This is a genomic window from Granulicella sp. WH15, assembly GCF_009914315.1.
Lineage (GTDB): Bacteria > Acidobacteriota > Terriglobia > Terriglobales > Acidobacteriaceae > Edaphobacter.
The window spans coordinates 3,092,743-3,115,448 of sequence record NZ_CP042596.1; the positions used below are offsets into that span (position 1 = coordinate 3,092,743).

A 22,706-nucleotide genomic window follows, 5' to 3' on the forward strand; every position below is an offset into this window, starting at 1 on the left:
CTCCTTTACCAAAAGCGCGAGTCCCCTTCTCTATATCTTCTTTTTTTGAAAAGGCCCTACAAAAGCCGATATCATCAGCACGCAGCCGCGTCCAAGGCTGACTGAGGAGAATTCCATTGCCGAACGGAAGCGCCCTGGAAGAGCAGCGAGATGCAGCACGCTCCGCACACTGGTTTCGCGATGCGGGTTCCACAAGACAGTTGATCGTCTGGCGGATCGTACTAGTCCTGATCTGCACTCACTTCGCACTCGACTACGATGCCCATCGCGACTACCTAAACCTGAGCACCTATATGCAAGGCCTGGCAAAGACCCCCTTTCAGTATCGGGTGTTGCCGATGTACATCCTGCGGATCTTTGCCAACCTCCCTGCCACCGCCCGCATCGCAACCCATTTACCGCCACTGCTCCACGATCCACGCCAGCTGGTACAGACGGGAATCGTCCTCTTCTCCATGCTGGGAGCCGTTCTGGCCACCTTCCACACATTAGTCTTACTGACCGCAGATCGCGAGTTCAGCCGCTGGTTCAGCCTGCTCGTCGTCTACATGGCCTACTTCAATCTGGCCCCAGGCTGGGGACTGGATTACACCCTCCCCTACGACACACCGAGCCTGTTTTTCTTCTGTCTGGGCGTCTATTTTGTGGTGAGTCAGCGAACATGGGCCTTTTACCTCCTGCTGCCCTTCGCCGCATTGAATCGCGAGACCTCCTGCTTTCTCACGCTCTTCTTCCTCATCTGGAGCTGGTGCAAGTCGAGCCGGCAACGGCCGACACAGCGCCAACTGGCGATCCTCTCAGCCCACGCCCTCGTGCAATTATTCATCTGGGGCGCGATCAAGGCCTGGCTCTCACATCGCTATGCTGCCAACCCGTCTGAAGGTGCCCTGGGCTCCTCGACCATACTCTTCCGGCTTCGTTACAACCTGCCGGAGCTGGCGAAACCGCAGCAGTGGCCCGTACTGCTCAGCACCTTCGGGTTTACCCTGCCCGCCCTCTGGGCCGGTCGGCATTGGATTAGAAACAAAGGAATTACCTGGACCTGCGCCATCCTGATTCCGGCTTGGTTTGCGGGCATGATGATGGTCGGCGTCATCACCGAGATTCGCATCTTCTCGGAGCTGACCGCCTTTATCGTTCCCGCGCTCGCACTCATCGTTCACAATCGCTTCCGGCCGGTCGAATCCATAGAACATTAGAGCCGAGCCCGTCCAGCTAGTGCTTCCGCTGAATGGTGCTCGGCTCCTGCCCGACCTTGGCCCGGAACGACAGCGGAACCGGCTTCGACGGGCGGCGTGGCGGAGTAGGCTCCGTCTCGTCGTTCAGTCGGTAGAGCACCAACTGGTTCCGGTCCGGATCGTCCATCGCGCTGAAGGTCGCCACCCGCTCCACCCGGTAGTACGGGGCCAGCGCCTCCATCTTGTCGTCGTCGATCTGGTTCCAGGCCGCGTACCAGCCCGGACGATACTGCCCCACGCGATTGACCAGCTCCAGAGTGCCGAAGTCGTCATTAATGCTGTGCAGCCCGGTCATCAGCGAGAGATTGGAACCCGAGATCGAGAGTACCAGAGGGCTATGCTGCGAATCGCGGCTGCGGTCCTCGGCGATGTACTGGTGCAACTGCCGAGCAGCCCGTACCAAAGTGTATTCGGGATGGCGCAGGTAGCCGAACATCTCCGCCGCATCCTGCACCCCGATCGCGCCGATCAGAATCGCCGCCCCAGCCAGAGCTACTCCCCGCAGCGAGGCTCCACGCGGGCTCAGACCGAGCCGCCCCAGCAGCCACAACTCCAGCATCACCGGCAGCAGCAGCGTCAGCGGAACCGCCACCACCAGGTAATAACGAGGCTGAAGATTGTTATGGTAGGCGAGAAACGCGGTGTACCCCGCAGCCCACAGCAGCAGCGCCGGAACCAGCGGATAATCCCGCAGCCGACGCCAGCGGATCGCTGCGACAGCCACCGCCAGCATCGCCGCCGGAAAGAAGATCTTCCCCATCCACATACCGTCGGCGAAGGTATCGTGCAGCACCGAGAGCGCGTTGGCTCGGCTGATCTGCGTGTAACCGTTGGCGCTGAAGAGGTAGCGATAGTCCAGCATGTAGTGGCCGTGCAGGATCAACCCCATCCACAGCAGCCACAGCGCCAGCGCCAGCCCGCAGACCGGCAGAGCCACGCGCACAAACCGCCGCGGCCGGTACTCCACCCCGGCAAAGACCAGCCAGAAGATCGACGGCAGCAGGAACAGCGCCGTGGTCTTGGTCAGGATCATCGCCGGAATCAGCACTCCCAGCCCGATGACGGGGAACAGCCGTGCAAGCCCTTCTCCAATCCTGCCTGCAAACAGCAGAGCCAGCAGCATCAGCAAGATCAGCAGCGGCTCCAGAATCGCCAGCCGGGTAAACACAAAGCAGAAGGGACTCACCGCCAGCAAAAAAACCGCAGTCGCCGGAGCCAGAGAGGTATTGCCCGGCCTCCATCGCCGCAGGAGCAGCCACGAGCACACCAAAATCCCCTCAAAAACCGTGACCGTAAGGGCGCGAGCCGCGATCAGCGAGACCCCTGTGAACTGAAAGAGTATCCCCTCAAGAAACGGCCACACCGGCAGCGCCGTCGCCGGGTTGAAATCTCCCGCGACGTACCAGTGCCCCCACTGGAAGTAGCGGATAGCAGCATCGCCATACCACCCCTCGTCGGTGTACTTCGACCAGTCCATCCAGGGCGAAAAGTTGGGGAAATCCGCCGCCAGATGAACATAGTGCAAGGCAAAAAAGACGGCCGCGAGGCAGAGCAACACAGCTTCGAGGAGACGCACGACTAAGTTGGAAGATGGCTTCTGCACAGTTTACAAATGGCTCGGACGATTGGGGTTTAACTCTCAATCGTACATGGCCGGCACTACAAAGCAACGCCATGCGGCGCAATACAGAACAGGTGCGGCAAGACACAAGCCCGGCACAGTCAATAAAAATTCAAAGCTCGGATAACACGGCTGTCGGGCGCGGCGGAGATGCCCGGAAGCAACCGAAGCCCACTCCCGCTTACAAGACCTGCGGCTTCGAGCCCCCTACAAGCGCTCTTTGCCTGCTTCTCGCAAGCGCCGCCTGCAGCCTCTGATTCTTCTGCGGACCAATCATCAGCACCCCCAGGAGAGGCATGATGTACGAGCAGAACAGAGCCCCGATCGTCAGTCCAACGCCAACATGGAACACAGAACCCAATGCACCGTTCAACATGCCCTCCGGAGCGAGATGCGCGAATACAGCAATCGCAAGAAGGCCCCAGGGAGAGGCTCGCGTGTCGCCGCAGAGTGAATCAAAGAACCAGAAAACAAAGATGAAGATGGCCGGCTCAAGCAAAAATACCCCCAGCCAGCCCCATACATGAAATGCCTGGCTTCCCGGGCTCAACGAGATGCCGGTAGTGAAATCGTTCCGGCCCAACATGCCAAGCTCATGCGCATACAAGTTGCCGAATCGGACATCAGGTTTATCCGGCCAGAGGAAGTGAGGAACAAGATTGGTAAATTCTGCCAGAAAGGGAAGGAATCCATAAGGATTAACCCCTTCTGAGCTGATCCTGATGAGCCCGTCGTCGATCTTCAGCATCTGCAGGCGCTCGAACAGGCCCTCGTCTTCGTCAAAATATCCCACCGCTCCTTTGGCTCGCGCGCTTGCCATCTCGATCAAATAGGCATCCCGAGTTCCCACCGGATCGCTCAAGACTGACCAGGAATCATGGATATTGGTGAGCAAGGTCTCAGTCGAGTACTCTCCCTCCTCGGGCCTCATGGCTCTTCCGAGCTGCGAGTAAGGCACCAGATAGTACATCATCAAAAAGATGGTGAGGGCCCACCCGAGAACCTGTCTGGAGCTAAACCGGTATCCCATGCTGACGGCCGCCACCAGATAGCAGAAGAATGGAAGAAATAGGCCCTGCTTGGTAAACGGCAAGAGCCCTACAAATATAAAAACCGTGACTCCGCCCATAAGAACAATGGCGTTGACGCTCCTCTTGCCACCGCTCCGCTTGATCTCGTAGATCACCCCGATCACGATGGCAAGCGCAGACCACTGGTTTAGTTGACTCAGGGCGCTAAGCGAATCGCCGGAATTATGCGGAAGGACCGTAAGGGCCAGGCAGATGGAAAAGCCCACGACCGCACAGCCGACCGCAGAGGCCTCCATGTTCTCCTCGGTAAGCATTGTCCCGAGCCACGGCTTTTTGGCAGTCAACTTCTTGCTCACAAGAACCGAAAGGGCCAGCGAGAACGACGTGCCAAGGTAGACCAGCGCGGTCAGGTTGGGCACCGTCAGATTGGAATCCGCCGCCTCTCCAAGAGCCGCCTTAGCAACCCAGGCAACAATAGCTGTCAGGGTTGAGTAAAAAAAGATATACCCCCCCGAGACACGGCTGAACCCACCGGCGATATTGAACCCCACGCCAGACAGGACAATAAAGCCAAATGCGCAGACGGAGAACAGTAGATCGGTCCCCTCAAGCTGCTGCACTACGATCAGCACTGCGGCGAAGGTCACCACATACTGGATGGGAATGCGTTCTGGAAAGGGGATCCGCATTTTGCTTCCGCTATTCTAGCGTGGATCCCCCGCCCCCGCCGACAATCTGCTTTCTCCTCTCTAGAATCGTCCCGGCCTGCCGATAAGAAAATCAGCTATTGGCGGCGATGGTGCCTCCGGACCGGATCGGCTTTGACCCAAGGCAGTCAAAGCAGCTACCCTTGCGGACAATGGGGTTTTAGCGACCAGTCTGGACGACGGACGGGGTCAGACCGATGCTGGCAATGCAAGCGGAGCGCATGGAACGATTCGGCGACGAACTGCGTGGCGAACGGGAACGGCGTGGCATGTCCATCGAGACCATCTGCGCAGTCACCAAGGTATCGCAGCGCCACCTCCAGGCGCTCGAAGCCAACCGCTTCGGTGAGCTTCCCGGCGGCGTCTTTCGCAAAGGCATCCTGCGCAGTTACCTCTCCACCCTTGGCCTCGACGCCGCCGGAGAATCCAACTGGATGAGCCGTTTCGACGACGCTCTGCGCTCTGCGGGCCTCGCCTCCGATCCCGAGGCCGACTGGACCGAGTTCGCCGTCAACGTCAAGCGCAACCGACAGCCCGCCGCCAGTGGCCTGGGCCTCACCCGCTGGCTGGGCGTCTTCGCCATGCTGCTGGTGCTCGGAGCGCTCAGTTGGGTGGCATGGCGCTACGCCATCCAGCCGCACCTGCGGCACCAGGCGACCATCCTCGGCAGCCACGCTGCAGGCAGCCTGACAGGCCGTCGTCCCTGAACCAGCTCCGAAACCACCCCAGCCCAGCCTTTGAGGTAAAATAGATAGGTCGTGCCGATTGTTGCCCCTTGATTACGGTGGGAGCTACGATAAGGGTTACGACGAATCAGCTTCAGCAAGTTACGCACCTCCCGGTGTGTGGAAGTACAGGAGATTTTCTTTGGCGAAACGCGACCGTTTTCTTTTCACGAGTGAATCAGTCACCGAAGGGCACCCCGACAAAATTGCAGACCAGATCTCAGACGCCATTCTCGACGCCTGTCTGGAGCAGGACCCCTATAGCCGCGTAGCCTGCGAAACTCTCACCTGCACCGGCCTCGTCGTCATCGCCGGTGAGATCACCACCAAGGCTTACGTGGACTTCCAGGCTCTCGTGCGCGGCACCGTCTCCGCCATCGGCTACGACAACGCCCTCTACGGCTTCGATTCCAACACCTGCGCGGTCATCTCGACGATCAACAAGCAGTCCCCCGACATCGCGCAGGGCGTCGATACCGGCGGAGCCGGCGACCAGGGCATGATGTTCGGCTACGCGACCAACGAGACGCCTGAGCTGATGCCCACGCCCATCTCGCTGGCCCACAAGCTCACCCACAAGCTCTCCGAGGTCCGCAAGTCGGGTCTTATGAGCTACCTGCGCCCCGACGGCAAGAGCCAGGTCACCGTCGAGTACGACGCGAACCACAAGCCCGTCCGCGTCGATGCCGTCGTCATCTCCACTCAGCACGCCGAGTCGGTGGGCAACGACGAGCTTCGCGCCGACATCCTCAAGCACGTCATCCAGGCTGTGATCCCCGCGGCCCTGCTCGACGAGAACACCAAGTACCACATCAACCCGACCGGACGCTTCGTCATCGGCGGACCGATGGGTGACACCGGCCTCACCGGCCGAAAGATCATCGTCGACACCTACGGCGGCATGGGCCGTCACGGCGGCGGAGCCTTCTCGGGCAAGGATGCGACCAAGGTTGACCGTTCGGCGGCCTACATGGCGCGTTACGTGGCCAAGAACATCGTCGCGGCGGGCCTGGCCCAGCGCTGCGAGGTCCAGCTTGCCTACGCCATCGGCGTCGCCGAGCCGGTCTCGGTTCTGGTCGACACCTTCGGCACCGGCACGGTGGACTCGGTCGAGCTGGAGAAGCTGGTCCGTGCCAACTTCTCCCTGACGCCCAAGGGCATCATGGAAGGACTCGACCTGCGCCGTCCCATCTTCAAGCAGACGGCGGCCTACGGCCACTTCGGCCGCACCGGCGCGGACTTCACCTGGGAGGCGACCGACAAGGCCGCCGCTCTCAAGGCCGGAGCCGAGCAGCTTCTCACCGCAGCCAAGTAGCCATAACGCAGTAGCAAAGCATCAGGCGGGCGAGCCCACTTCCGGGTTCGCCCGCTTCTTTTTGCACTCCCCAACCCTCCATTCACGCGATAAACCCGAAAACCGCATCGTATGGTCAGCCGCATCTCTCAGGAAAAACCATAAAATGCTTATCCGCTCCGAGTTCGCTATCGACTTCCACCTCCCCCGCGCCTGCGCCCTGGTCGCCATGCTGCGGTTGCACCCGTCGCTCGATCCCCGCGTACGCGTGCCGGAGGTACTCGCCGCCGAACACGTCGATTCCGACACGGGCGAAAAGACGCCAATCGCAGTGGAAGAGTACCTCGACCGCTTTGGCAACCGCTGCTCCCGCTTCCTGGCCCCCGAGGGCGGCCTGCGGCTCACCGGCGGCAGCGTCACCGAGCAGGAGTCGGTCCCCGACCCCATCCACACCGCAGCCGTGCAGCACCAGGTCGAGGAACTCCCCACAGACGTCCTCGAGTACCTCCTCTCCAGCCGATACTGCCAGGTGGATGCGCTCTCGCAGATCGCGGGCGAGATGTTCGGCCACACCACACCCGGCTGGGCTCGCGCCATCTGGATCCGCGACTGGGTCCACGACCACGTCCGCTTCGACTACAAGACTGCCCGCCCCACCAAGACCGCGCTCGACGTCTTCACCGAGCGCGTCGGCGTCTGCCGCGACTTCCAGCACCTGGCCATCACCATGACCCGGGCCATGAACATCCCCGCCCGCTATGTGACGGGATACCTGGGCGACATCCGCCGCCCGTACAGTGGTGCCGGCGACTTCAGCGCCTGGTACGAGGTCTTTCTCGACAACCGCTGGTGGACCATGGACGCGCGCCACAACGACTCCCGCATGGGCCGCGTCCTGATGGCCACCGGCCGCGACGCCACCGACGTCGCCATCACCACCAGCTTTGGCGTAGCCGACGTCACCAACTTCTACGTCGAGAGCTACGAGGTGGACGAACATCTCGAGACCGTTCCCCTGCCCGGAGGAGGCGTACGCAACCAACCCTGGATTAGAACGTAGCCCGTACATTGCCCAAACCCTCTGTCGATGTCATGCTTGAGAGATGATGAGGCGAACGCTGCTCTGCGTAGTAATGGGATTAGGACTGGCCAATGCTGTATCAGGAGCGGCCCAGGAACAGGGCTTGTGGCGCGCCTCCAGTTCGACGGCCCGCTCCATCACGGGCGACATCGGCCTCTCGAACGAGCGCCTCACCATCAACTTTTCGAGCTTCGTGATCTCCCAGATTCGTCCCCTGCAACCCGCCGAATTAAGCTCGGCCTTCGACAGCGATAGCAACTCCGGGGGCATTGGCCACCTGTACCGCCTGCACGTCCCCGCGACTGCACGCTTCCTGCACAAGAACACGCTCTGCGGTTCTGAAGAGACACAGTGGATGGCCACCTACGTAGAGGGCCGCAATCTGAAGCTCGCCTTCTTCTCCAGCGAAAAGCCGCCTCTCTTCACCCTCGAAGCCCTCCAGAACTCCACCGACCTCTGCGGTGTCTACTCCTACATCAAGTAACCACCACGCCAGCCACAAGACCAGATCCCTCTGCTACCGACAAGCCGACTTCTCGATCCTTGCCCAGGTCGAACGCATCAGAATTCGCGAGCATTCTCGGGAACGACAGGTTGAGCGTGAAGATTGAGTACGAAGAATCCGATTGAGCTAATCTTCAAACGAGACCCGTTATGACTACGATCCGTCGCGTTCTGTCCTATCCCGCTTTGCTCAGGCCTACATCGGACGCACTCCTTCTGGCGGTCGATTTTCTTGGCACGTTGGTCTTCGCCATCGAGGGCGGCGTGGCAGCGGCTAGAGGCAACCTCGACCTGCTCGGCGCCTTGGTTCTGGCCTTCGTCACCGCGCTCGGCGGCGGAATCATCCGCGATGTGCTCATTGGGGCCATTCCGCCCAACTCTATCCGTGACTGGCGTTACGGAGCTATCGCTTTTTTCGGAGCGATCGTAGCGTTTTTTATGCACTCGCTTGTGCTCGAAATTCCTGCGTCTTTCCTGACCATGCTCGATGCCGCCGGATTGGCCCTATTCGCCGTAGCAGGCGCGGAAAAGGCCCTGAATTATAAGATCCATCCTTTCCTCGCCATCCTTATGGGCGGCATAACCGGTGTTGGAGGAGGTACGGTGCGCGATGTCCTGCTTGCCCAGGTACCCACCGTCCTGCGAGCCGACGTCTATGCCACAGCGGCCCTCGCCGGAGCCGCGGTCGTCGTGATCGGCCTTCGGCTAAAGCTTCCTCGGACACCCGTCGCCATCTGTGGAATCTCCGTATGTTTCCTGCTCCGCATGGTCAGCCTCTGGCGGCACTGGAACCTGCCCAGGCTGGCAGGCCACTAAATTCAGTTCTCTGCTCCATCCGAGGCATTTTGGGATCCGGCATATGAACTGACGTACAGAGACAGACGGTGCTGTCTATCTCCGTATAACTACTTTGCAGATGCAGCCACGTTGGCAACCGTTACCTCCGACAAGCCGACTTTCTATGAGCAGGTCACTAGTGTCAAGTGATTGTTCTTTGTTTTTCCTTCATAGGCTTTTGCTTTTGTTGTTGCTCTTGGCTTCGTTGCTCTCCACCGTGTTTCTATTCGCACTCTGGATGAGCTGTCTTCATGCAAGCTCGGTGCCGGTTGGGGTTCGAGAGGAGAGTCGATGCTGCCATTTATCGGTCGGCCTCGAAGGCCGAAGTCGGCTCGCAGTCATCGGAACACGGTGTCGTCGCAACGGGTGAACATGTTGATCTCTCAAGCAGCTTGTTCGTAGAACGGCATATATGTAGCTTGGGTGCTCCAGAGATGATGGAGCAACACCGCAAGCTTGCGTGCTACTGCGACGACGGCCTTACTCTTGGCCTGCTTACCACCTCGTGCGGCCAAGTGCAGACCCCACTGGCGCAGCGCCGAGTCTCGTCCGTGCGGTCGGAGGATATGGTTGGAGCACTCGATCAGCAGACTTCGGAGGTATGCATTGCCGGCATGGGTGATGCCAAGCTGAGGATCATGGTCTCCGGACTGACTTCGACGAGGCCGTAGGCCAAGATAGCAACCGACATCACGACTTCGTCCGAACCGTTCCTTGCTGCCGAGCGTCAGCACGAAGGTCAAGGCGGTGAGGTGGCCGACGCCGTGAACCTTCAGCAGCGCCTGCGTCTCTGGATACTCGGTCTGGCCGAGCTGTTGGATCTGTCGGTCGTACAGCTTGATCTTTACTGTCATCTCCGCGATCTGCTGAAGCACCGGACCGAGCGCGTGTGCCAGTCCAGGTGGCATAACAGCAACGCTGCGCTGGGCGAAGCACGTTGTGGCAGAGGCAGGCATACGGTAGCCGCACGACTTCGTCAGACCACGAACGGCGTTCACCGCAGCGGTACGCAGTCGCACCAGCAGCGCTCGCGCACGAATCAGAGTCAGAGCCTGCTGTTGCTCGACCGTACGATGGGCGATCGGCCTCAAGATATTCGGATCAAGCCGCGCATATCTTGCCAGCTTCTCAGCATCCACCTGATCGCTCTTCCGATCACTGTGCGAGATCGCACGTAACTCGCGAACGTTCGCCACGATCACTTCGTGGCCTAGTTCCTGCAACTGTGCGCTGATCCAGATCGAGTGTGTTCCGGCCTCCATCGCGACCCGCGCTGATGGCACGTCGGTGAACCACTTCTCAATCGCCTTCGGGGTAGTTCTGAAGCGGCCACGGTCGACCACTTCTCCGTCCTGGTTGAGAGTGCAGTAATGGCTCCAGACATCGCCAAGGTCGATGCCGATCGTCATCTCGACCTTGGCTTGCCTGCGTGGAACTTCAGCGATGAGGTGTTGCGCTGGCTTCTTCATGGGAACAGTCTGCTCCTCCTTCGGAGGACCTGCTCATCCCATTTCCCGGTACAAATCTTGTTCTAGAGTGCGATGGGGATTTAGCGCCCACGATTCTGTCAGGCGACTTTGTCCTCCCGACGACGGTAGTAGAGAGTCAAAGCGAGAATTACGAGCGGCATGATGATTTCGGTGACTAAGAAGATGCCTGAGTTGTTGGAAGCGTGATTGTTGTTAAGTGTCATCTGCCGAATGTGCCCGACCGCGTCGCCTAGCAACCAGACTGCGTTTGCAATGGCTGTCGCCAACCAGAAGTCGCCCCGAAACTTCAGACACAAAACCCCCAGAACACCAACGGTGAGGTCCGCCATCCCGACTTCGTATTCGTAAGGGCTTGTTGACCATCCTATGGACGCCGATGTCTCAACGGGACGGAAGACGTGTGCATACGCGGTGAGCACTCCCATAAGGCCAACATAGAAGAAGAGCAGATACAGGAGGTACGTTCCGGCAATGGCCGCTCCGCTGCTCCGGCGCTTGGGTGAAAGTGCAAGGTGGACAGATGCGCCCACAACTGCAATCAGCGTAAAGATAACTTGAAACATAATGCCTCCAGAGAACTCTTATGAAGCGGCACCCTTCACATCTAGGCGACGACAACTGCTGGATAGGCTTCAATGTACTCGTCGCCATTCCAACTCTGATAGGCCACTGTACGTCCTTCCAGATCCACGTCATAGCGAATGACACCTGCTCGCCACGTGGCATCCAGAAACTCCGGGAATGTGCTTTCACCAGCCTGATCCACGCGAAGCGCCTTGATTAGGGCCTTCTCATCGAAGGCCGGTACATCGACGGCACCGTTGATCAAGGGGGCGCCTTGCATTACGACTGGTCCCTCCTGCGTGAGATAGAGGCTTTGGCAGGATGGCAGCGACCATACGTTGCGCGTCACGCCAGCTTTTCGCAAAACTTCTGCCAGGTAGGGGAAGCCGCCCACTCGGGGACGGTTCGCGCCTGCAAATTTCATAGCTTCAGTCAGGTTATCGATTGCTTTACTCATGAGGTTTCTCCTTATTCGGTTGGGACATCGTGGATGCGGTTATGATCTGTAAGTTTGGCAAGCAGTTCCCGTAGAGTGTTTTTCTCTCTCGCACTCAGACAATCGAAGTAGCGTGCATCGTTTTGGTCAGCAATCTCAGCAAGAATGGGGAGGCTGCGGCGTCCCGCCCGTGTGAGGGAAAGCAGGCGGAACCGGCTGTCGCCCTCTTTTGCCCCCGTTTGGACCCAGCCCTTCGCATCGAGTTTGTCGACGATTTTAGAAACTGCGCCACGAGTCAATCCCAAGCTATCGGCCAACTCGCCTGGAGCAGCTTGTCCGCGCTCGTGAAGCTCACGCAGAAGCACCCATTCCGCCACCGAAGTCTGTTTCTCCTGGAGGGCGCGGGCGAACGTTCCCGAGACAGCGTTCGAGACGCGTCTGAGCCAATATCCAAGGTGGCCCTCTAATGGACTCAACTGTTGGGTTCTCGTCTTGTAAGTTTCCATGGAAACAATAGTAATTTCCATGGAAACTTACTGTCAACAGGGAGAGATTTTTGGTCAGATACCGTTAAACACTTGTGGCCAGTTGCGGCCCCTTCCGAAAAGGCGCTTCTTACTCCTAATTGGGCTTAAGAAACCGATATCCTGCAGGTGTCGGCTGCTGTATAACATCGCATACTCTGGAGCGCGCAATGACATGGAGTTGGATTGATCTGAACTTCCCGTGGATCGGGTCTGTGGCTGCAGTTGTACTGCTGATCTTGCTGTTTTCCACGAACAGACTGCGAAGCGATTTCAACCAATCGCGATGGCGAGATCTCAGTTGGCTTTCCTGGCTTGCGGTCGCGATCTACCTGATCCACAACGTCGAGGAATATGGGCTAGACCTGCTTGGACAATTTCATGCTTTTCCCCATTTCATGTGCGCTATGCTGGCTCAACCGCCGTATCCTTCGTGCCTAATACCGGCGCCGTTTTATCTGGCGGTCAACTTGCCGCTGTTCTGGGTCGGCGCTCCGGTCGCGGCCATCTTGAGCCGCCGTGACCCGATCCTCGGTCTGTCCGTCTATGGCGTGATTTTCGTCAATGCGCTCACTCATCTCGGAGCCTTCGTGCGCTCCGGCTATAACCCCGGCGTGCTTACGGCGCTCATCCTATTTCTTCCAATTTCGTTCTGGGTGGCCAAAGTCTCTTTTGGAAAACATGGGCTGCCCTATGGAGGGCTCACCTTCATCGTCGCCGACGGCATACTCTTGCATATCGTTTTGATCGTCTCGACGATGCTGCTTCTACACGGCGTGATCGGTCGTGCGACTCTCACCGGCATCCAAGTCATAAACGCTATCTTGTTCTTCGTGTTCGCATGGCTTGCTGAAAAATGGCGAGGAGGGGCGCTCGTGCGCTCTGCTATAGCGCGTTAGTACCTATAAATGGGATGAGCAGGTCCTCCGCAGGAGGAGCAGACTGTTCCCATGAAGAAGCCAACGCACCACCTCATCGCGGAAGCACCCCGGAAGCGTGGCCAGGTAGAGCTGACGATCGGCATCGACCTTGGCGACGTTTGGAGCCATTACTGTACTCTCAACCAGCAAGGAGAAGTGATCGATCGAGGCCGCTTCAGGACCACAGCGAAGGCGATCGATAAGTGGTTCACCGACGTGCCTCATGCCCGAGTGGCGATGGAGGCCGGCGTGCATTCGATCTGGATCAGCGAACAGCTCGAACAACTGGGCCACGAGGTGATCGTCGCCAACGTGCGTGAGTTGCGGGCGATCTCACACAGCGATCGCAAGAGCGACGATGTAGATGCGGAGAAGCTGGCGCGTTACGCCCGACTCGATCCTGAGATTTTGCGACCGATCTCTCACCGCACGGTTGAACAGCAGGAAGCCCTCACTTTGATTCGTGCTCGCGAGCTTCTGGTTCGACTGCGAACAGCGGCCATCAACGCGGTTCGAGGATTAACCAAGGCTTGCGGCCATCGTATGCCCGCATCCTCCACGAAGTGCTTCGCTCAACGAGGCCAAGCCGCGATGCCGCCAGGGCTGAAGCTGGCACTGGGTCCGGTTCTCTCACAGATCGCGGAGATGACGTTGAAGATCAAGCAGTATGACCGAGAGATCCAACGCCTAACTCAGACCGAGTATGCCGAGACCCAGTCCATGATGACGATTCACGGGGTCGGCCATATCACTGCTCTTACGTTCGTGCTGACGCTTGGCGACAAGACACGATTCGGTCGAAGTCGAGATGTGGGTTGCTACCTTGGGCTACGACCAAAACGCAGCCAGTCCGGCGAACGCGACCCGCAACTCGGCATCACCAAGGCTGGCAACGCATATCTTCGAAGTCTGCTGATCGAGTGCGCCAACCACATCCTGCGACCACATGGCCGGGACTCAGCACTTCGACAGTGGGGCCTGCACCTGGCAGCCCGTGGAGGCAAGCAGGCGAAAAACAAGTCCGTCGTGGCGGTCGCACGCAAGCTTGCCGTCTTACTCCATCACCTCTGGAACACACAGGAACCCTACATCCCGTTCTATCAGCAGGCTGCATAGAGTTCACCCGTTGCATCGACACCGCGTTCCGATGACTGCGTCGGCGTTTTGGTCTTCCAAGTCCGTCTGATAAATGGCAGCATCGACTCTCCTCTCGAACCCCAACCGGCACCGAGCTTCGATCACGATCAGCTCATCAGAGTGCGAATACAAACCCGGTGGAGAGCAACAACAACCGCAACGACAACAGCAAAAGCAAAGACCCTGATAAGGAAAAACATTGACATCAGTGACCTGCTCATACAAAACGCCGATCTCTTTACAAAGAGACCATGACGATGAGCCCACTTGCCGGGACTGCCCGATAATATCTCACGCTGAAACAAAAGACGCTTCCCAGGGTCGCCATCGATATAGGATGGTGACCCCGAGAAGCGCCTTTCTGTTTCACAAGACGACCGTAGCCTTACTTCGGCGTCACGCGGAATACCCCGCCATTCCTGGCATCCTCAAGCATCCACAGCGCGCCATCGGGAGCCTCCTCCACGTCGCGGATGCGGTGCCCCACATCCCAGCGCTCCGCGGGCGTCGCCCCGCCCTTACCGTCGAAGGTAATGCGGTTCAGCGTCATGCTCGCCAGTCCAGTCGCCAGCGCCGATCCCTTCCACTGCGCGAACATCGAGCCGTGGTAGAACATCAGGTTGCCCGGCGCGATCACCGGCGTCCAGTAGATGACCGGCTTGGTCAGGTCAGGCCGCGTACCCGGGCTGGGGATCGGCACACCATCGTAGTTGACCGCATAAGAGACCAGAGGCCAGCCATAGTTCTTGCCCGGCTCGATCAGGTTCAGCTCATCGCCGCCCCGCGGGCCATGCTCGATCTCCCACAACCGGCCATCCGGTGCAAAGGCCAGACCATAGGGCGTACGGTGCCCCATGCTCCAGGTCTCCGCCAGCGACAGGTTCGGCCCCGGGAAGGTATACGTCCTCAGCACAGGAGCAGTCTTCGCGGCCTCGGTATCCGCCGGCGGGTCGATGATCGGCACGCTGGCCGCCCCCTTCTTCCCTGCCATCGGATTGCCCTTGGCAGGCTTGCCATCCAGCGTCAGCCGCAGAATCTTGCCGAGCGGCTGGTTCGGGTCCTGCGCCGGAGTCATGCGCTGCCGATCGCCCACGGTCAGGTACAGGTAACGGCTATCCGGCGAAAACGCGATCTGCGCGCCGAACTGCCCGCCCTCGCCCCGTTCGCCGTCGCGCCAGATCACCTGCAAGCCCTCAAGGCTCGCCGAGCCCTGCCCGATCACCAGCTTAGCCTTCGCCAGCGCCAGGCTCGAGCCGCCATCGCCCGGCTCCGAGTAGGTCAGGTAAACGCTCTGATCCTTCGCATAGTGCGGCGAAAGATAGACGCCCAACATGCCGCCCTGCCCCTTGTACAAAACAGCGGGCACATTCGTAACCGGCGTCTTGTCGCCCTGCTGCGTCACCAGCCACAGCGCGCCGACCTTCTCGGTAATCAGCATCCGCCCATCGGGCAGAAAGGCAATCCGCCAGGGAAACTTGAGGGTCGTCACCTGGGTCATGGTGAAGGGCACACTCGGCTCGGGCTTCTGCGCGCCCGCGTTGATCTGAGCCTCTACCTGGGTCGCTGCCAGAGCCACAAATAGCCCCGTGATCACTAACTGTTTCATCTCGTTTTTCCCTCTATTGATCTGGATTGGTGCGGCGTTAGCAAACCTTGCACGTCATCGTTCTTCGTGTTGTTTCTCGCTGTTCCTGTCGATAGCAACCCACTTACAGCCTATGGGAGGAGTCTTTCAGATTCTGGTTGAGGAGTCATGACTCATGAAAAAGGTGAATCGATGGCTAATGATAAATGCTCTTCCCCTTACCGGCCCTGCCCACACGACTTCCAGGTCAAAACCGGAGTGTTTCCAATCCCCGCAAAGAAGACCATACTCAATATGAGCATGTCCTCCATCACCCCCAGCCCGCGTCTCAAAGTCCCCAGCGTCTTCGCAGGCAAAGCCTGGCAACAGGTACTGGCGCGCGATCCCGCCGCCGACGGCCAGTTCGTCTACGCCGTCAAGTCGACGAAGATCTACTGCCGCCCCAGCTGCCCCAGCCGCCGCCCCGAGCGCAAGAACGTCACCTTCTTCCCCACGCCCGAGCAGGCCCAGGCCGCGGGCTACCGCGCCTGCCTGCGCTGCGAGCCCGACCTCGTCGGCCGCAAGCCCGACCCGCAGGTCGCCGCCATCGAAGCCGTCTCCCAGTTCCTCACCGAGCACTCGAACGAACGGACGCGCCTGAAGGACGTAGCCAAAGCCACCGGCGTCGCTCCGCTGACCATTCTGCGCGGCTTCAAGCGCGTCCTCGGCGTCAGCCCGCGCGAGTTCGCCAAGGCCCAGCGCGTCGCCAAGTTCAAGGCCAAGGTGCGCGAGCCCAAGACCTCCGTCACCGACGCCATCTACGACGCCGGATACAGCTCCTCCAGCCGCCTCTACGAGGGCTCCGACGAGCTGCTCGGCATGACGCCCAGCGCCATGAAGGCGGGCGGCCAGGGCGAGACGATCCGCTACGCCGTAGCCGACAGCCCACTGGGCCTGATGATGGTCGGGGCCACCAGCCGCGGCATCTGCTCCATCGCCTTCGCCGACACGGAAGAGGAGCTGCTGGCCGAGCTGCAAGCGCGCTTCCCCAAGGCCGAGACCAAGCGCATGGATAGCGAGCTGGAGTATGCCGTCGAAGCAGTCATCGCCAGCATGGACGAGAGCCTCCGCGCCGCCTCCCTGCCCTTCGACATCCGCGCCACTGCCTTCCAGATGCGTGTCTGGCGAGAACTGCAAAAGATCCCCCGGGGCGAGACCCGCACCTACTCCCAAGTCGCCGAGGCACTCGGCGCACCCGGCTCCGTACGCGCAGTCGCCAGCGCCATCGGCGCGAATCCACTGGCGATTCTCGTTCCCTGCCACCGCGTCATCGGCAAGAACGGCACGCTGACGGGCTATCGCTGGGGCATCGAACGCAAACGCACACTACTCGAACGCGAGGGCGCATGAGCAGCTCCACCATCCCACCGGCATATAAACCGTGGATCATCATTAGCCTTGTCGTTCTGGTGCTCTCGCTGGTGCTGCTGGCGGTCGATGTGACGGCGGGCTTTGTCTACTTCAACAGCACGGCGCCGCTCTGGGTGACGATCGTCGGCGTCATAGCCGTACTGGGGATTGGCCTCGGGTTCGGAGGCTTCTTCGTGCTGCTAGTGGTGGCAAGCTGGCTGAACTGGCGAGCCAAACGCAAGGTACAGATCATCCCACCCACCCAGAGTTCATAGCTGGGGTTGCCTGTTTTTTGTTGTCATTCAGGAGCGAAGCGGAGGAATCTGCTTCTGCCATTGTTCTTGCCGTTGGCGTTGTCCTTGCCGTTGCTTCTGGGGTAGGTCCGGGCTTTAGCCCGGACATCAAAACTCTCCACCAATGCGGGCTTTAGCCCCCGAGGTATGCTTTCTTCAAACCAGCAAAGACAATCGGTCGAAACCTAAGATTCTCGACGCGGAGCACTCTTCAACAAAAAACAGAACCCCGCACCAATCACAGCCGAGCCGCCAATCACCAACATTCCCGCCGTATAGTTGTGGGTCATATCGCGCAAAACGCCCGTCATATAAGGCCCGGAGAACCCACCTAGCCACCGACGATAGTGATAATTGCAACCCCGCCAGCCGCAGCCTGCCCACCCAGAACCCGCGTGGGCAAAGCCCAGAACGGTCCCATCAGGCTCCAGTAGCCCATAGCCGCAAGGCACATCGCACACAACGCCGCAGGCAGAGAGTGCGCATAAGCCGCCCATCCAAAACCGATGGCGCTGAGCATCAGACAAGCAGCGATATGCCCCCGTCGCTCGCCGGTACGGTCGCTATTCCAGCCGACGATGACGGTAAAGATCGCCGCACAGATGTAAGGCACAGTCGCATAGCGAGCAACGATGCTGGCCCCCGAGGGATCGCCACCGGGATGGAGAAAGCTGTTGAACACCAGCGGCATCCACAGGTTGACCGTATAAGTCCCAATCTGGTCGATGAAGAAAATCCCGGCCAGCACCCAGACCATCGGCATCCGAAAAGCGTCAAAGAGCCGATGGTTGCTGGCCGCACCGCCTTCGATGCGGTCGCGCTCCAGTTCCTTGTCCAGCCAGTGCTTCTCCGCATCCGACAGCCACGCCGCATCATCGGGATGATCCTTCATAACAAAGAGCACGGAGATACCGAAGAGAATCGTCGGCACACCCTCGACCAGAAAGAGCCACTGCCACCCATGCAGTCCTGCCCTGCCGTCGAGCTTCAGCAGCGCACCCGAGAGCGGCCCGCCCACCACCCCGGCGATGGAGGTCGCCGTCATAAACCGGGCCACCGCACGAGCCCGCTCCCGAGACGGAAACCAGTAGGTCAGGTAGAGAATCATGCCGGGAAAGAACCCGGCCTCGCTGACACCCAGAAAGAACCGCATGAAGTAGAACGAGTGCGGCCCCTGCACGAACATCATGCCGGTCGCGATGATCCCCCAGGTAATCATGATGCGGGCGATCCAGAGCCGCGGGCCAACCCGGTTGAGGATCAGGTTGCTGGGCAGATCGAAGAGCGACGAACCCAGAAAAAAGATCCCCGCGCCAGTGCCGTAAACCGTGTTCGAGAGCAGCAGATCATGCTTCATCTCGACGGCGGCAAACCCCACATTGACGCGGTCGAGATAGGCGAGCAGATACAGGATGAAGATGTAAGGGATCAGCCGCCAGCTGATCTTGCTGTAGAGGGAGCGGGCGTCGATCTGATCCATTCGACTACTGTACCCTGCCGCAGAAAGAAGAAAAACAAGAGCAAGGCGAAACGGGGAAAAAGGGATAAAAGGGATAAGAGGGATCAAGGCGTGATCGCGAAGAGGCAGTAGAGCCTAATCAAGACATAAGAAGCAGAACCAGTCAGCCACAAAGCATCCCGTTTTTATCCGTCTTTGTTTTTAGTTTTAATCCCTCTTATCCTTTTTATCCCTTTTTCCCCGTTTCGCCTTGCTCTTGACTTTCAGGGATCGGCAATCCAGGTCATAGAATATAAAGATGACCTGGAGACTGCCCGATCTTGCGGAGCTGGAGACAGCCGCTGCCCTGATCTACGCCCACATGCCACCCACCCCGCAGTACAACTGGCCCCTGCTCGACGTAGCCGCCGGGACCGAGGTCTGGGTGAAGCACGAGAACCACACGCCCGTGGGCGCGTTCAAGATTCGCGGCGGCATCATCTACATGGACTGGCTGAAGCATAACCACCCCGAGATCAAGGGCGTGGTAGGCGCGACGCGCGGCAATCACGGCCAGTCGATGGGCTTCGCCGCGAAGATGACCGGCACTCCAGCGGTGGTGGTGGTTCCCTTCGGCAACAGCCGCGAGAAGAACGAGGCCATGCGCGCCCTCGGGGTCGAGCTGATCGAGGCCGGTGAGGACTTTCAGGCCGCCTGCGAGCACGCCGACACGCTGGCCAAAGAGCGCGGAATGCACCGTCTGCCCTCGCTCGATCCCAAGCTGATCCACGGCGTGGGCACCTACGCGCTGGAGTTCTTCCGCGGTACGCCCGGGCTGGACACGGTGTACGTGCCCATCGGCATGGGCAGCGGCGTCTGCGGGATGATCGCGGCGCGCAACGCCCTCGGCCTGAAGACCAAGATCGTCGGCGTAGTCTCGAGCGGCGCACCGGCCTACCAGCTCTCGTTTGCAGCCGGGCATGTGGTGGAGCATCCGGTGACGACGGTGCTGGCCGACGGCCTGGCCTGTCGCCGTCCCAACAGTGATGCCTTGGCGGCGATCCTCGAGGGCGTCGAGCGCGTAGTCGCCGTCAGCGAAGACGAGGTCGCGGCAGCCATGCGCACCCTCTTCACCGCCACGCACAACGTGGCCGAAGGAGCCGGAGCAGCCTCCTTTGCCGCCCTGATGAGCGAGCGCGACGCTATGCGCGGCAAGCGGGTCGGAGTGGTGCTCTGCGGCGGCAACGTGGATGCGGAGATGTTCGCAAAGGTCCTCGAGGGATAGCCCCGCCAAGGCGTCCGAATGATAGGCTTTAGAACGAGATATTGATCTTCAACAGAGGTGTTTTTCAGATGGCGACAGCAACGGTTGGGCAGTTGGATACGGTGGCGAAAGAGTACAAGGTAGCGGACCTCTCACTCGCGGCGTTCGGGCGCAAGGAGATCGAGATCGCCGAGCAGGAGATGCCGGGCCTCATGTCGATCCGGCGCAAGTACGCCCCGGGCAAGCCGCTCCAGGGCGTGCGCGTCTCGGGTTCGCTGCACATGACGATCCAGACCGCCGTGCTGATCGAGACCATGGTCGATCTTGGAGCCGATGTCCGCTGGGCGAGCTGCAATATCTTCTCCACCCAGGACCACGCCGCAGCGGCTATCGCAGCCGCGGGCGTGCCCGTCTTCGCCTGGAAGGGCGAGACGCTCGAGGAGTTCTGGTGGTGCACGAACCAGGCACTCAGCTTCCCCGACGGCAACGGCGGCGTGCTTGGCCCGCAGCTCGTCATCGACGACGGCGGCGACGTGACCCTGCTGATCCACAAGGGCTATGAGCTCGAGCACGGCGACAAGTGGGTCGATTCGCCGTCCAGTTCGCAGGAGGAGGACGTCATCAAGACGCTCCTGAAGAAGGTCCACGCCGAGCATCCGGCCCGCTGGACCGAGTGCGCGAAGGAATGGCGCGGCGTATCTGAGGAGACCACCACCGGCGTCCACCGCCTCTACAAGATGAAGGAGAAGGGCACCCTGCTCGTGCCCGCCATCAACGTCAACGACTCGGTCACCAAGTCGAAGTTCGACAACCTCTACGGCTGCCGCGAGTCGCTGGTAGACGGCATCAAGCGTGCCACCGACGTCATGGTCGCGGGCAAAGTCGCCGTGGTCTGCGGCTTCGGCGACGTGGGCAAGGGCTCTGCCGCCTCCCTGCGCGGCCTGGGCGCGCGCGTCGTCGTCACCGAGATCGACCCCATCAACGCCCTGCAGGCTGCGATGGAGGGCTACGAGGTCACGACCCTCGAAGAGACGCTCGGACGCGGCGACATCTACGTCACCTGCACCGGCAACGTGGACATCATCACGCTCGAGCACATGAAGCTGATGAAGGACCAGGCCATCGTCTGCAACATCGGCCACTTCGACAACGAGATCCAGATGGACGCGCTGAACAGCTTCGCGGGCGCGACCAAGCTGAACATCAAGCCGCAGGTGGATAAGTACACCTTCGCGACGGGCCACAGCATCTTCGTCCTGGCCGAGGGCCGTCTGGTGAACCTGGGCTGCGCGACCGGCCACCCGAGCTTCGTCATGTCGGCCAGCTTCTCGAACCAGACGCTGGCGCAGCTCGACCTCTGGGCCAACAAGGACAAGTACGAGGTGGGCATCTACATCCTGCCCAAGAAGCTGGACGAGGAGGTAGCCCGCCTGCACCTCGAGAAGATCGGCGTCAAGCTGACGACGCTCTCGCCCAAGCAGGCCGAGTACCTCGGCGTGCCGGTAGAAGGCCCGTACAAGGCCGAGATCTACCGCTACTAGCACTTCGTGCCGCTCTCGGGGCGGTATGGGGAAGTGATCTTCTGAGGTCCTCCCGCTGGTCGGAAGCGAGCAATCTTCGTTTCCGACCAGCGGGAGGACCTCAGCCGTTTGAGTCATCGAGACAAGTATAAAAGTCACGAAGTGGCCGCCCTCCGCGCAGGGGGCCCGTCCGGCAGGACAGAGTTGTGGCTTAGCTCGTACCCGCCGGCGCATAGTCCTGCGCCGAGATCACCTGCAAGCTAGGAGCCGTAACGATCTGCTGATCGATCAGCACAATCGTCGAAGCCGCCCCGCCCGCATAAGCGACCGAAGCCCCCGTGTAATACGCCGCCGAGGTCGTGCTGGCCCTGGACGAGGTCGTCGTCACCGGCAGGGTGGGCTTCACCCCGGTCGGCATGGCGACAAGCGTATAAGTCCCCGTCGGCACGTTCACATACCCGGTGTTGGTGCCGAAGACCACATTGGTAAGAATCGGGTTAGTATCCGTAATCTGCGAGCCCGAGGGCACCAGGTAAAGATCCACCCCACCCACCTTGGTCGCCTGATCGATAAACCGCAGCGCAATCTGCCCAGCGGGCGCGGCCTGCGATTGATCGAGCAGGATATTCTCCCCCAGCGAGGCCGTCACATTACCGATGATGACGGTGTACTGCTGCGAAACCCCAAAGGTCCCCCGCGCACTGACCAACTGCTGCTTGGTCCCCGATCCGTTGGCTGAAATACTGTAAACACCCGGCACAATGGGCACATACGACGTAATAGTGCCAAACCCGAGGTTATAAGCCAGCACGCCCGAGCCTTCGAGGATATCCAACCCCGGCGCATCCGGCGAAGCGTCGATGATCCGTACCTGCGCGATGCTCGCGCTACCGGCAACGCTGGAGCAGCCGGGCATCGTGCCCAGGCTCACAGCCAGACCGGATAGTACAAGTGCGGGCTTCGCGAAAGAACGGTGCTTGGCTAACATGGGCTCGCTGACACGGGCTGAAGAAGCAGCCTGACGATGAAGTTGATCTCTATGCGGCTTTGCTTATGCTAACCGATTGCGTCTCGTTTTCGGAGAGATCCTGCATGGAATCAACACGAT

21 protein-coding genes are annotated in these 22,706 nt (G+C 60.0%); 12 read left to right on the plus strand and 9 right to left on the minus strand.

The window, feature by feature from the left end; genetic code table 11:
- Positions 1 to 116 precede the first annotated feature (116 nt).
- Entirely contained in the window at positions 117 to 1,199 is a 1,083-nt protein-coding gene (locus FTO74_RS12885; protein ID WP_162538514.1) for a hypothetical protein, read from the plus strand.
- A gap of 16 nt (positions 1,200 to 1,215) precedes the next feature.
- Here FTO74_RS12885 and FTO74_RS12890 read toward each other — a convergent pair whose 3' ends face one another.
- Both FTO74_RS12890 and FTO74_RS12895 read right to left on the minus strand, forming a co-directional pair.
- Positions 1,216 to 2,841, minus strand: a complete 1,626-nt coding sequence (locus tag FTO74_RS12890) for a hypothetical protein (protein WP_255462244.1) — start codon at positions 2,839 to 2,841, stop codon at positions 1,216 to 1,218.
- 199 nt (positions 2,842 to 3,040) lie between these two features.
- Positions 3,041 to 4,579: a hypothetical protein gene (locus FTO74_RS12895; protein WP_162538515.1), complete on the minus strand. Its 1,539-nt coding sequence runs from the start codon at positions 4,577 to 4,579 to the stop codon at positions 3,041 to 3,043.
- A 215-nt stretch (positions 4,580 to 4,794) separates the two neighbouring features.
- On the opposite strand from FTO74_RS12895, the gene FTO74_RS12900 reads away from it, so the two are divergent.
- The 5 genes from FTO74_RS12900 to FTO74_RS12920 all read left to right on the plus strand — a co-directional run bounded on the left by FTO74_RS12900 (position 4,795) and on the right by FTO74_RS12920 (position 9,017).
- Positions 4,795 to 5,304, plus strand: a complete 510-nt coding sequence (locus FTO74_RS12900) for a helix-turn-helix domain-containing protein (RefSeq protein ID WP_162538516.1) — start codon at positions 4,795 to 4,797, stop codon at positions 5,302 to 5,304.
- A 160-nt stretch (positions 5,305 to 5,464) separates the two neighbouring features.
- Entirely contained in the window at positions 5,465 to 6,637 is a 1,173-nt protein-coding gene (gene metK, locus FTO74_RS12905) for a methionine adenosyltransferase (protein WP_162538517.1), read from the plus strand.
- 145 nt (positions 6,638 to 6,782) lie between these two features.
- Positions 6,783 to 7,676, plus strand: coding sequence for a transglutaminase family protein (locus FTO74_RS12910; RefSeq protein ID WP_162538518.1), 894 nt, complete (start codon positions 6,783 to 6,785; stop codon positions 7,674 to 7,676).
- 43 nt (positions 7,677 to 7,719) lie between these two features.
- Positions 7,720 to 8,181 carry a hypothetical protein gene (locus tag FTO74_RS12915; protein ID WP_255462245.1) on the plus strand — a complete coding sequence of 154 codons (462 nt, stop codon included), beginning with the start codon at positions 7,720 to 7,722 and terminating at the stop codon, positions 8,179 to 8,181.
- 206 nt (positions 8,182 to 8,387) lie between these two features.
- Positions 8,388 to 9,017 carry a TRIC cation channel family protein gene (locus FTO74_RS12920; RefSeq protein WP_255462246.1) on the plus strand — a complete coding sequence of 210 codons (630 nt, stop codon included), beginning with the start codon at positions 8,388 to 8,390 and terminating at the stop codon, positions 9,015 to 9,017.
- A 404-nt stretch (positions 9,018 to 9,421) separates the two neighbouring features.
- On the opposite strand, the gene FTO74_RS12925 is transcribed toward FTO74_RS12920, so the two are convergent.
- The 4 genes from FTO74_RS12925 to FTO74_RS12940 all read right to left on the minus strand — a co-directional run bounded on the left by FTO74_RS12925 (position 9,422) and on the right by FTO74_RS12940 (position 12,055).
- The gene (locus tag FTO74_RS12925) at positions 9,422 to 10,507 is read right to left on the minus strand and encodes an IS110 family transposase (protein WP_162537048.1); all 1,086 of its coding nucleotides are present in this window, start codon (positions 10,505 to 10,507) and stop codon (positions 9,422 to 9,424) included.
- Positions 10,508 to 10,605: 98 nt separating this feature from the next.
- Positions 10,606 to 11,091 (minus strand): DUF6790 family protein, encoded by a 486-nt coding sequence (locus FTO74_RS12930; RefSeq protein WP_162538520.1) that lies wholly within the window; start codon positions 11,089 to 11,091, stop codon positions 10,606 to 10,608.
- Between the two features lie 41 nt (positions 11,092 to 11,132).
- Positions 11,133 to 11,549, minus strand: coding sequence for a DUF1398 family protein (locus tag FTO74_RS12935; RefSeq protein ID WP_162538521.1), 417 nt, complete (start codon positions 11,547 to 11,549; stop codon positions 11,133 to 11,135).
- 11 nt (positions 11,550 to 11,560) lie between these two features.
- A complete protein-coding gene (locus FTO74_RS12940) occupies positions 11,561 to 12,055 on the minus strand; it encodes a MarR family transcriptional regulator (RefSeq protein ID WP_220399016.1) in 495 nt (164 codons plus the stop codon).
- 167 nt (positions 12,056 to 12,222) lie between these two features.
- Between FTO74_RS12940 and FTO74_RS12945 the strand changes: the two genes are divergently transcribed.
- Both FTO74_RS12945 and FTO74_RS12950 read left to right on the plus strand, forming a co-directional pair.
- Complete coding sequence (locus tag FTO74_RS12945; protein ID WP_162538522.1) at positions 12,223 to 12,951, plus strand: HXXEE domain-containing protein; 729 nt, start codon at positions 12,223 to 12,225, stop codon at positions 12,949 to 12,951.
- 51 nt (positions 12,952 to 13,002) lie between these two features.
- Positions 13,003 to 14,088, plus strand: a complete 1,086-nt coding sequence (locus FTO74_RS12950; protein WP_162537434.1) for an IS110 family transposase — start codon at positions 13,003 to 13,005, stop codon at positions 14,086 to 14,088.
- A gap of 406 nt (positions 14,089 to 14,494) precedes the next feature.
- Here FTO74_RS12950 and FTO74_RS12955 read toward each other — a convergent pair whose 3' ends face one another.
- Complete coding sequence (locus tag FTO74_RS12955; RefSeq protein WP_162538523.1) at positions 14,495 to 15,715, minus strand: PQQ-dependent sugar dehydrogenase; 1,221 nt, start codon at positions 15,713 to 15,715, stop codon at positions 14,495 to 14,497.
- Positions 15,716 to 15,988: 273 nt separating this feature from the next.
- Between FTO74_RS12955 and ada the strand changes: the two genes are divergently transcribed.
- Together ada and FTO74_RS12965 are read left to right on the plus strand one after the other, a co-directional pair.
- Positions 15,989 to 17,083: a bifunctional DNA-binding transcriptional regulator/O6-methylguanine-DNA methyltransferase Ada gene (gene ada / locus FTO74_RS12960; protein WP_162538524.1), complete on the plus strand. Its 1,095-nt coding sequence runs from the start codon at positions 15,989 to 15,991 to the stop codon at positions 17,081 to 17,083.
- Positions 17,080 to 17,358, plus strand: coding sequence for a hypothetical protein (locus FTO74_RS12965; protein ID WP_162538525.1), 279 nt, complete (start codon positions 17,080 to 17,082; stop codon positions 17,356 to 17,358). The genes ada and FTO74_RS12965 overlap by 4 nt, the downstream gene beginning before the upstream one ends.
- A gap of 349 nt (positions 17,359 to 17,707) precedes the next feature.
- On the opposite strand, the gene FTO74_RS12970 is transcribed toward FTO74_RS12965, so the two are convergent.
- Entirely contained in the window at positions 17,708 to 18,856 is a 1,149-nt protein-coding gene (locus tag FTO74_RS12970) for an MFS transporter (protein WP_255462247.1), read from the minus strand.
- A 277-nt stretch (positions 18,857 to 19,133) separates the two neighbouring features.
- On the opposite strand from FTO74_RS12970, the gene FTO74_RS12975 reads away from it, so the two are divergent.
- Positions 19,134 to 20,099 carry a threonine dehydratase gene (locus FTO74_RS12975; RefSeq protein WP_162538526.1) on the plus strand — a complete coding sequence of 322 codons (966 nt, stop codon included), beginning with the start codon at positions 19,134 to 19,136 and terminating at the stop codon, positions 20,097 to 20,099.
- A gap of 68 nt (positions 20,100 to 20,167) precedes the next feature.
- On the plus strand, positions 20,168 to 21,619 hold the full coding sequence (gene ahcY, locus FTO74_RS12980) for an adenosylhomocysteinase (protein WP_162538527.1): 1,452 nt from the start codon (positions 20,168 to 20,170) through the stop codon (positions 21,617 to 21,619).
- 190 nt (positions 21,620 to 21,809) lie between these two features.
- On the opposite strand, the gene FTO74_RS12985 is transcribed toward ahcY, so the two are convergent.
- Positions 21,810 to 22,529: a DUF4397 domain-containing protein gene (locus FTO74_RS12985; RefSeq protein ID WP_255462248.1), complete on the minus strand. Its 720-nt coding sequence runs from the start codon at positions 22,527 to 22,529 to the stop codon at positions 21,810 to 21,812.
- Positions 22,530 to 22,706: the final 177 nt, after the last annotated feature.

Bases quoted from the DNA above. Each gene is read 5' to 3' on its own strand.
- FTO74_RS12940 (WP_220399016.1), bottom strand. From the start codon at position 12,055: ATGGAAATTACTATTGTTTCCATGGAAACTTACAAGACGAGAACCCAA.
- FTO74_RS12975 (WP_162538526.1), top strand. From the start codon at position 19,134: ATGACCTGGAGACTGCCCGATCTTGCGGAGCTGGAGACAGCCGCTGCC.
- FTO74_RS12945 (WP_162538522.1), top strand. From the start codon at position 12,223: ATGACATGGAGTTGGATTGATCTGAACTTCCCGTGGATCGGGTCTGTG.
- FTO74_RS12895 (WP_162538515.1), bottom strand. From the start codon at position 4,579: ATGCGGATCCCCTTTCCAGAACGCATTCCCATCCAGTATGTGGTGACC.
- FTO74_RS12955 (WP_162538523.1), bottom strand. From the start codon at position 15,715: ATGAAACAGTTAGTGATCACGGGGCTATTTGTGGCTCTGGCAGCGACC.
- FTO74_RS12950 (WP_162537434.1), top strand. From the start codon at position 13,003: ATGAAGAAGCCAACGCACCACCTCATCGCGGAAGCACCCCGGAAGCGT.
- FTO74_RS12970 (WP_255462247.1), bottom strand. From the start codon at position 18,856: ATGGATCAGATCGACGCCCGCTCCCTCTACAGCAAGATCAGCTGGCGG.
- FTO74_RS12915 (WP_255462245.1), top strand. From the start codon at position 7,720: ATGATGAGGCGAACGCTGCTCTGCGTAGTAATGGGATTAGGACTGGCC.
- FTO74_RS12900 (WP_162538516.1), top strand. From the start codon at position 4,795: ATGCTGGCAATGCAAGCGGAGCGCATGGAACGATTCGGCGACGAACTG.
- FTO74_RS12935 (WP_162538521.1), bottom strand. From the start codon at position 11,549: ATGAGTAAAGCAATCGATAACCTGACTGAAGCTATGAAATTTGCAGGC.
- ada (WP_162538524.1), top strand. From the start codon at position 15,989: ATGAGCATGTCCTCCATCACCCCCAGCCCGCGTCTCAAAGTCCCCAGC.
- FTO74_RS12930 (WP_162538520.1), bottom strand. From the start codon at position 11,091: ATGTTTCAAGTTATCTTTACGCTGATTGCAGTTGTGGGCGCATCTGTC.
- FTO74_RS12925 (WP_162537048.1), bottom strand. From the start codon at position 10,507: ATGAAGAAGCCAGCGCAACACCTCATCGCTGAAGTTCCACGCAGGCAA.
- FTO74_RS12910 (WP_162538518.1), top strand. From the start codon at position 6,783: ATGCTTATCCGCTCCGAGTTCGCTATCGACTTCCACCTCCCCCGCGCC.
- FTO74_RS12965 (WP_162538525.1), top strand. From the start codon at position 17,080: ATGAGCAGCTCCACCATCCCACCGGCATATAAACCGTGGATCATCATT.
- ahcY (WP_162538527.1), top strand. From the start codon at position 20,168: ATGGCGACAGCAACGGTTGGGCAGTTGGATACGGTGGCGAAAGAGTAC.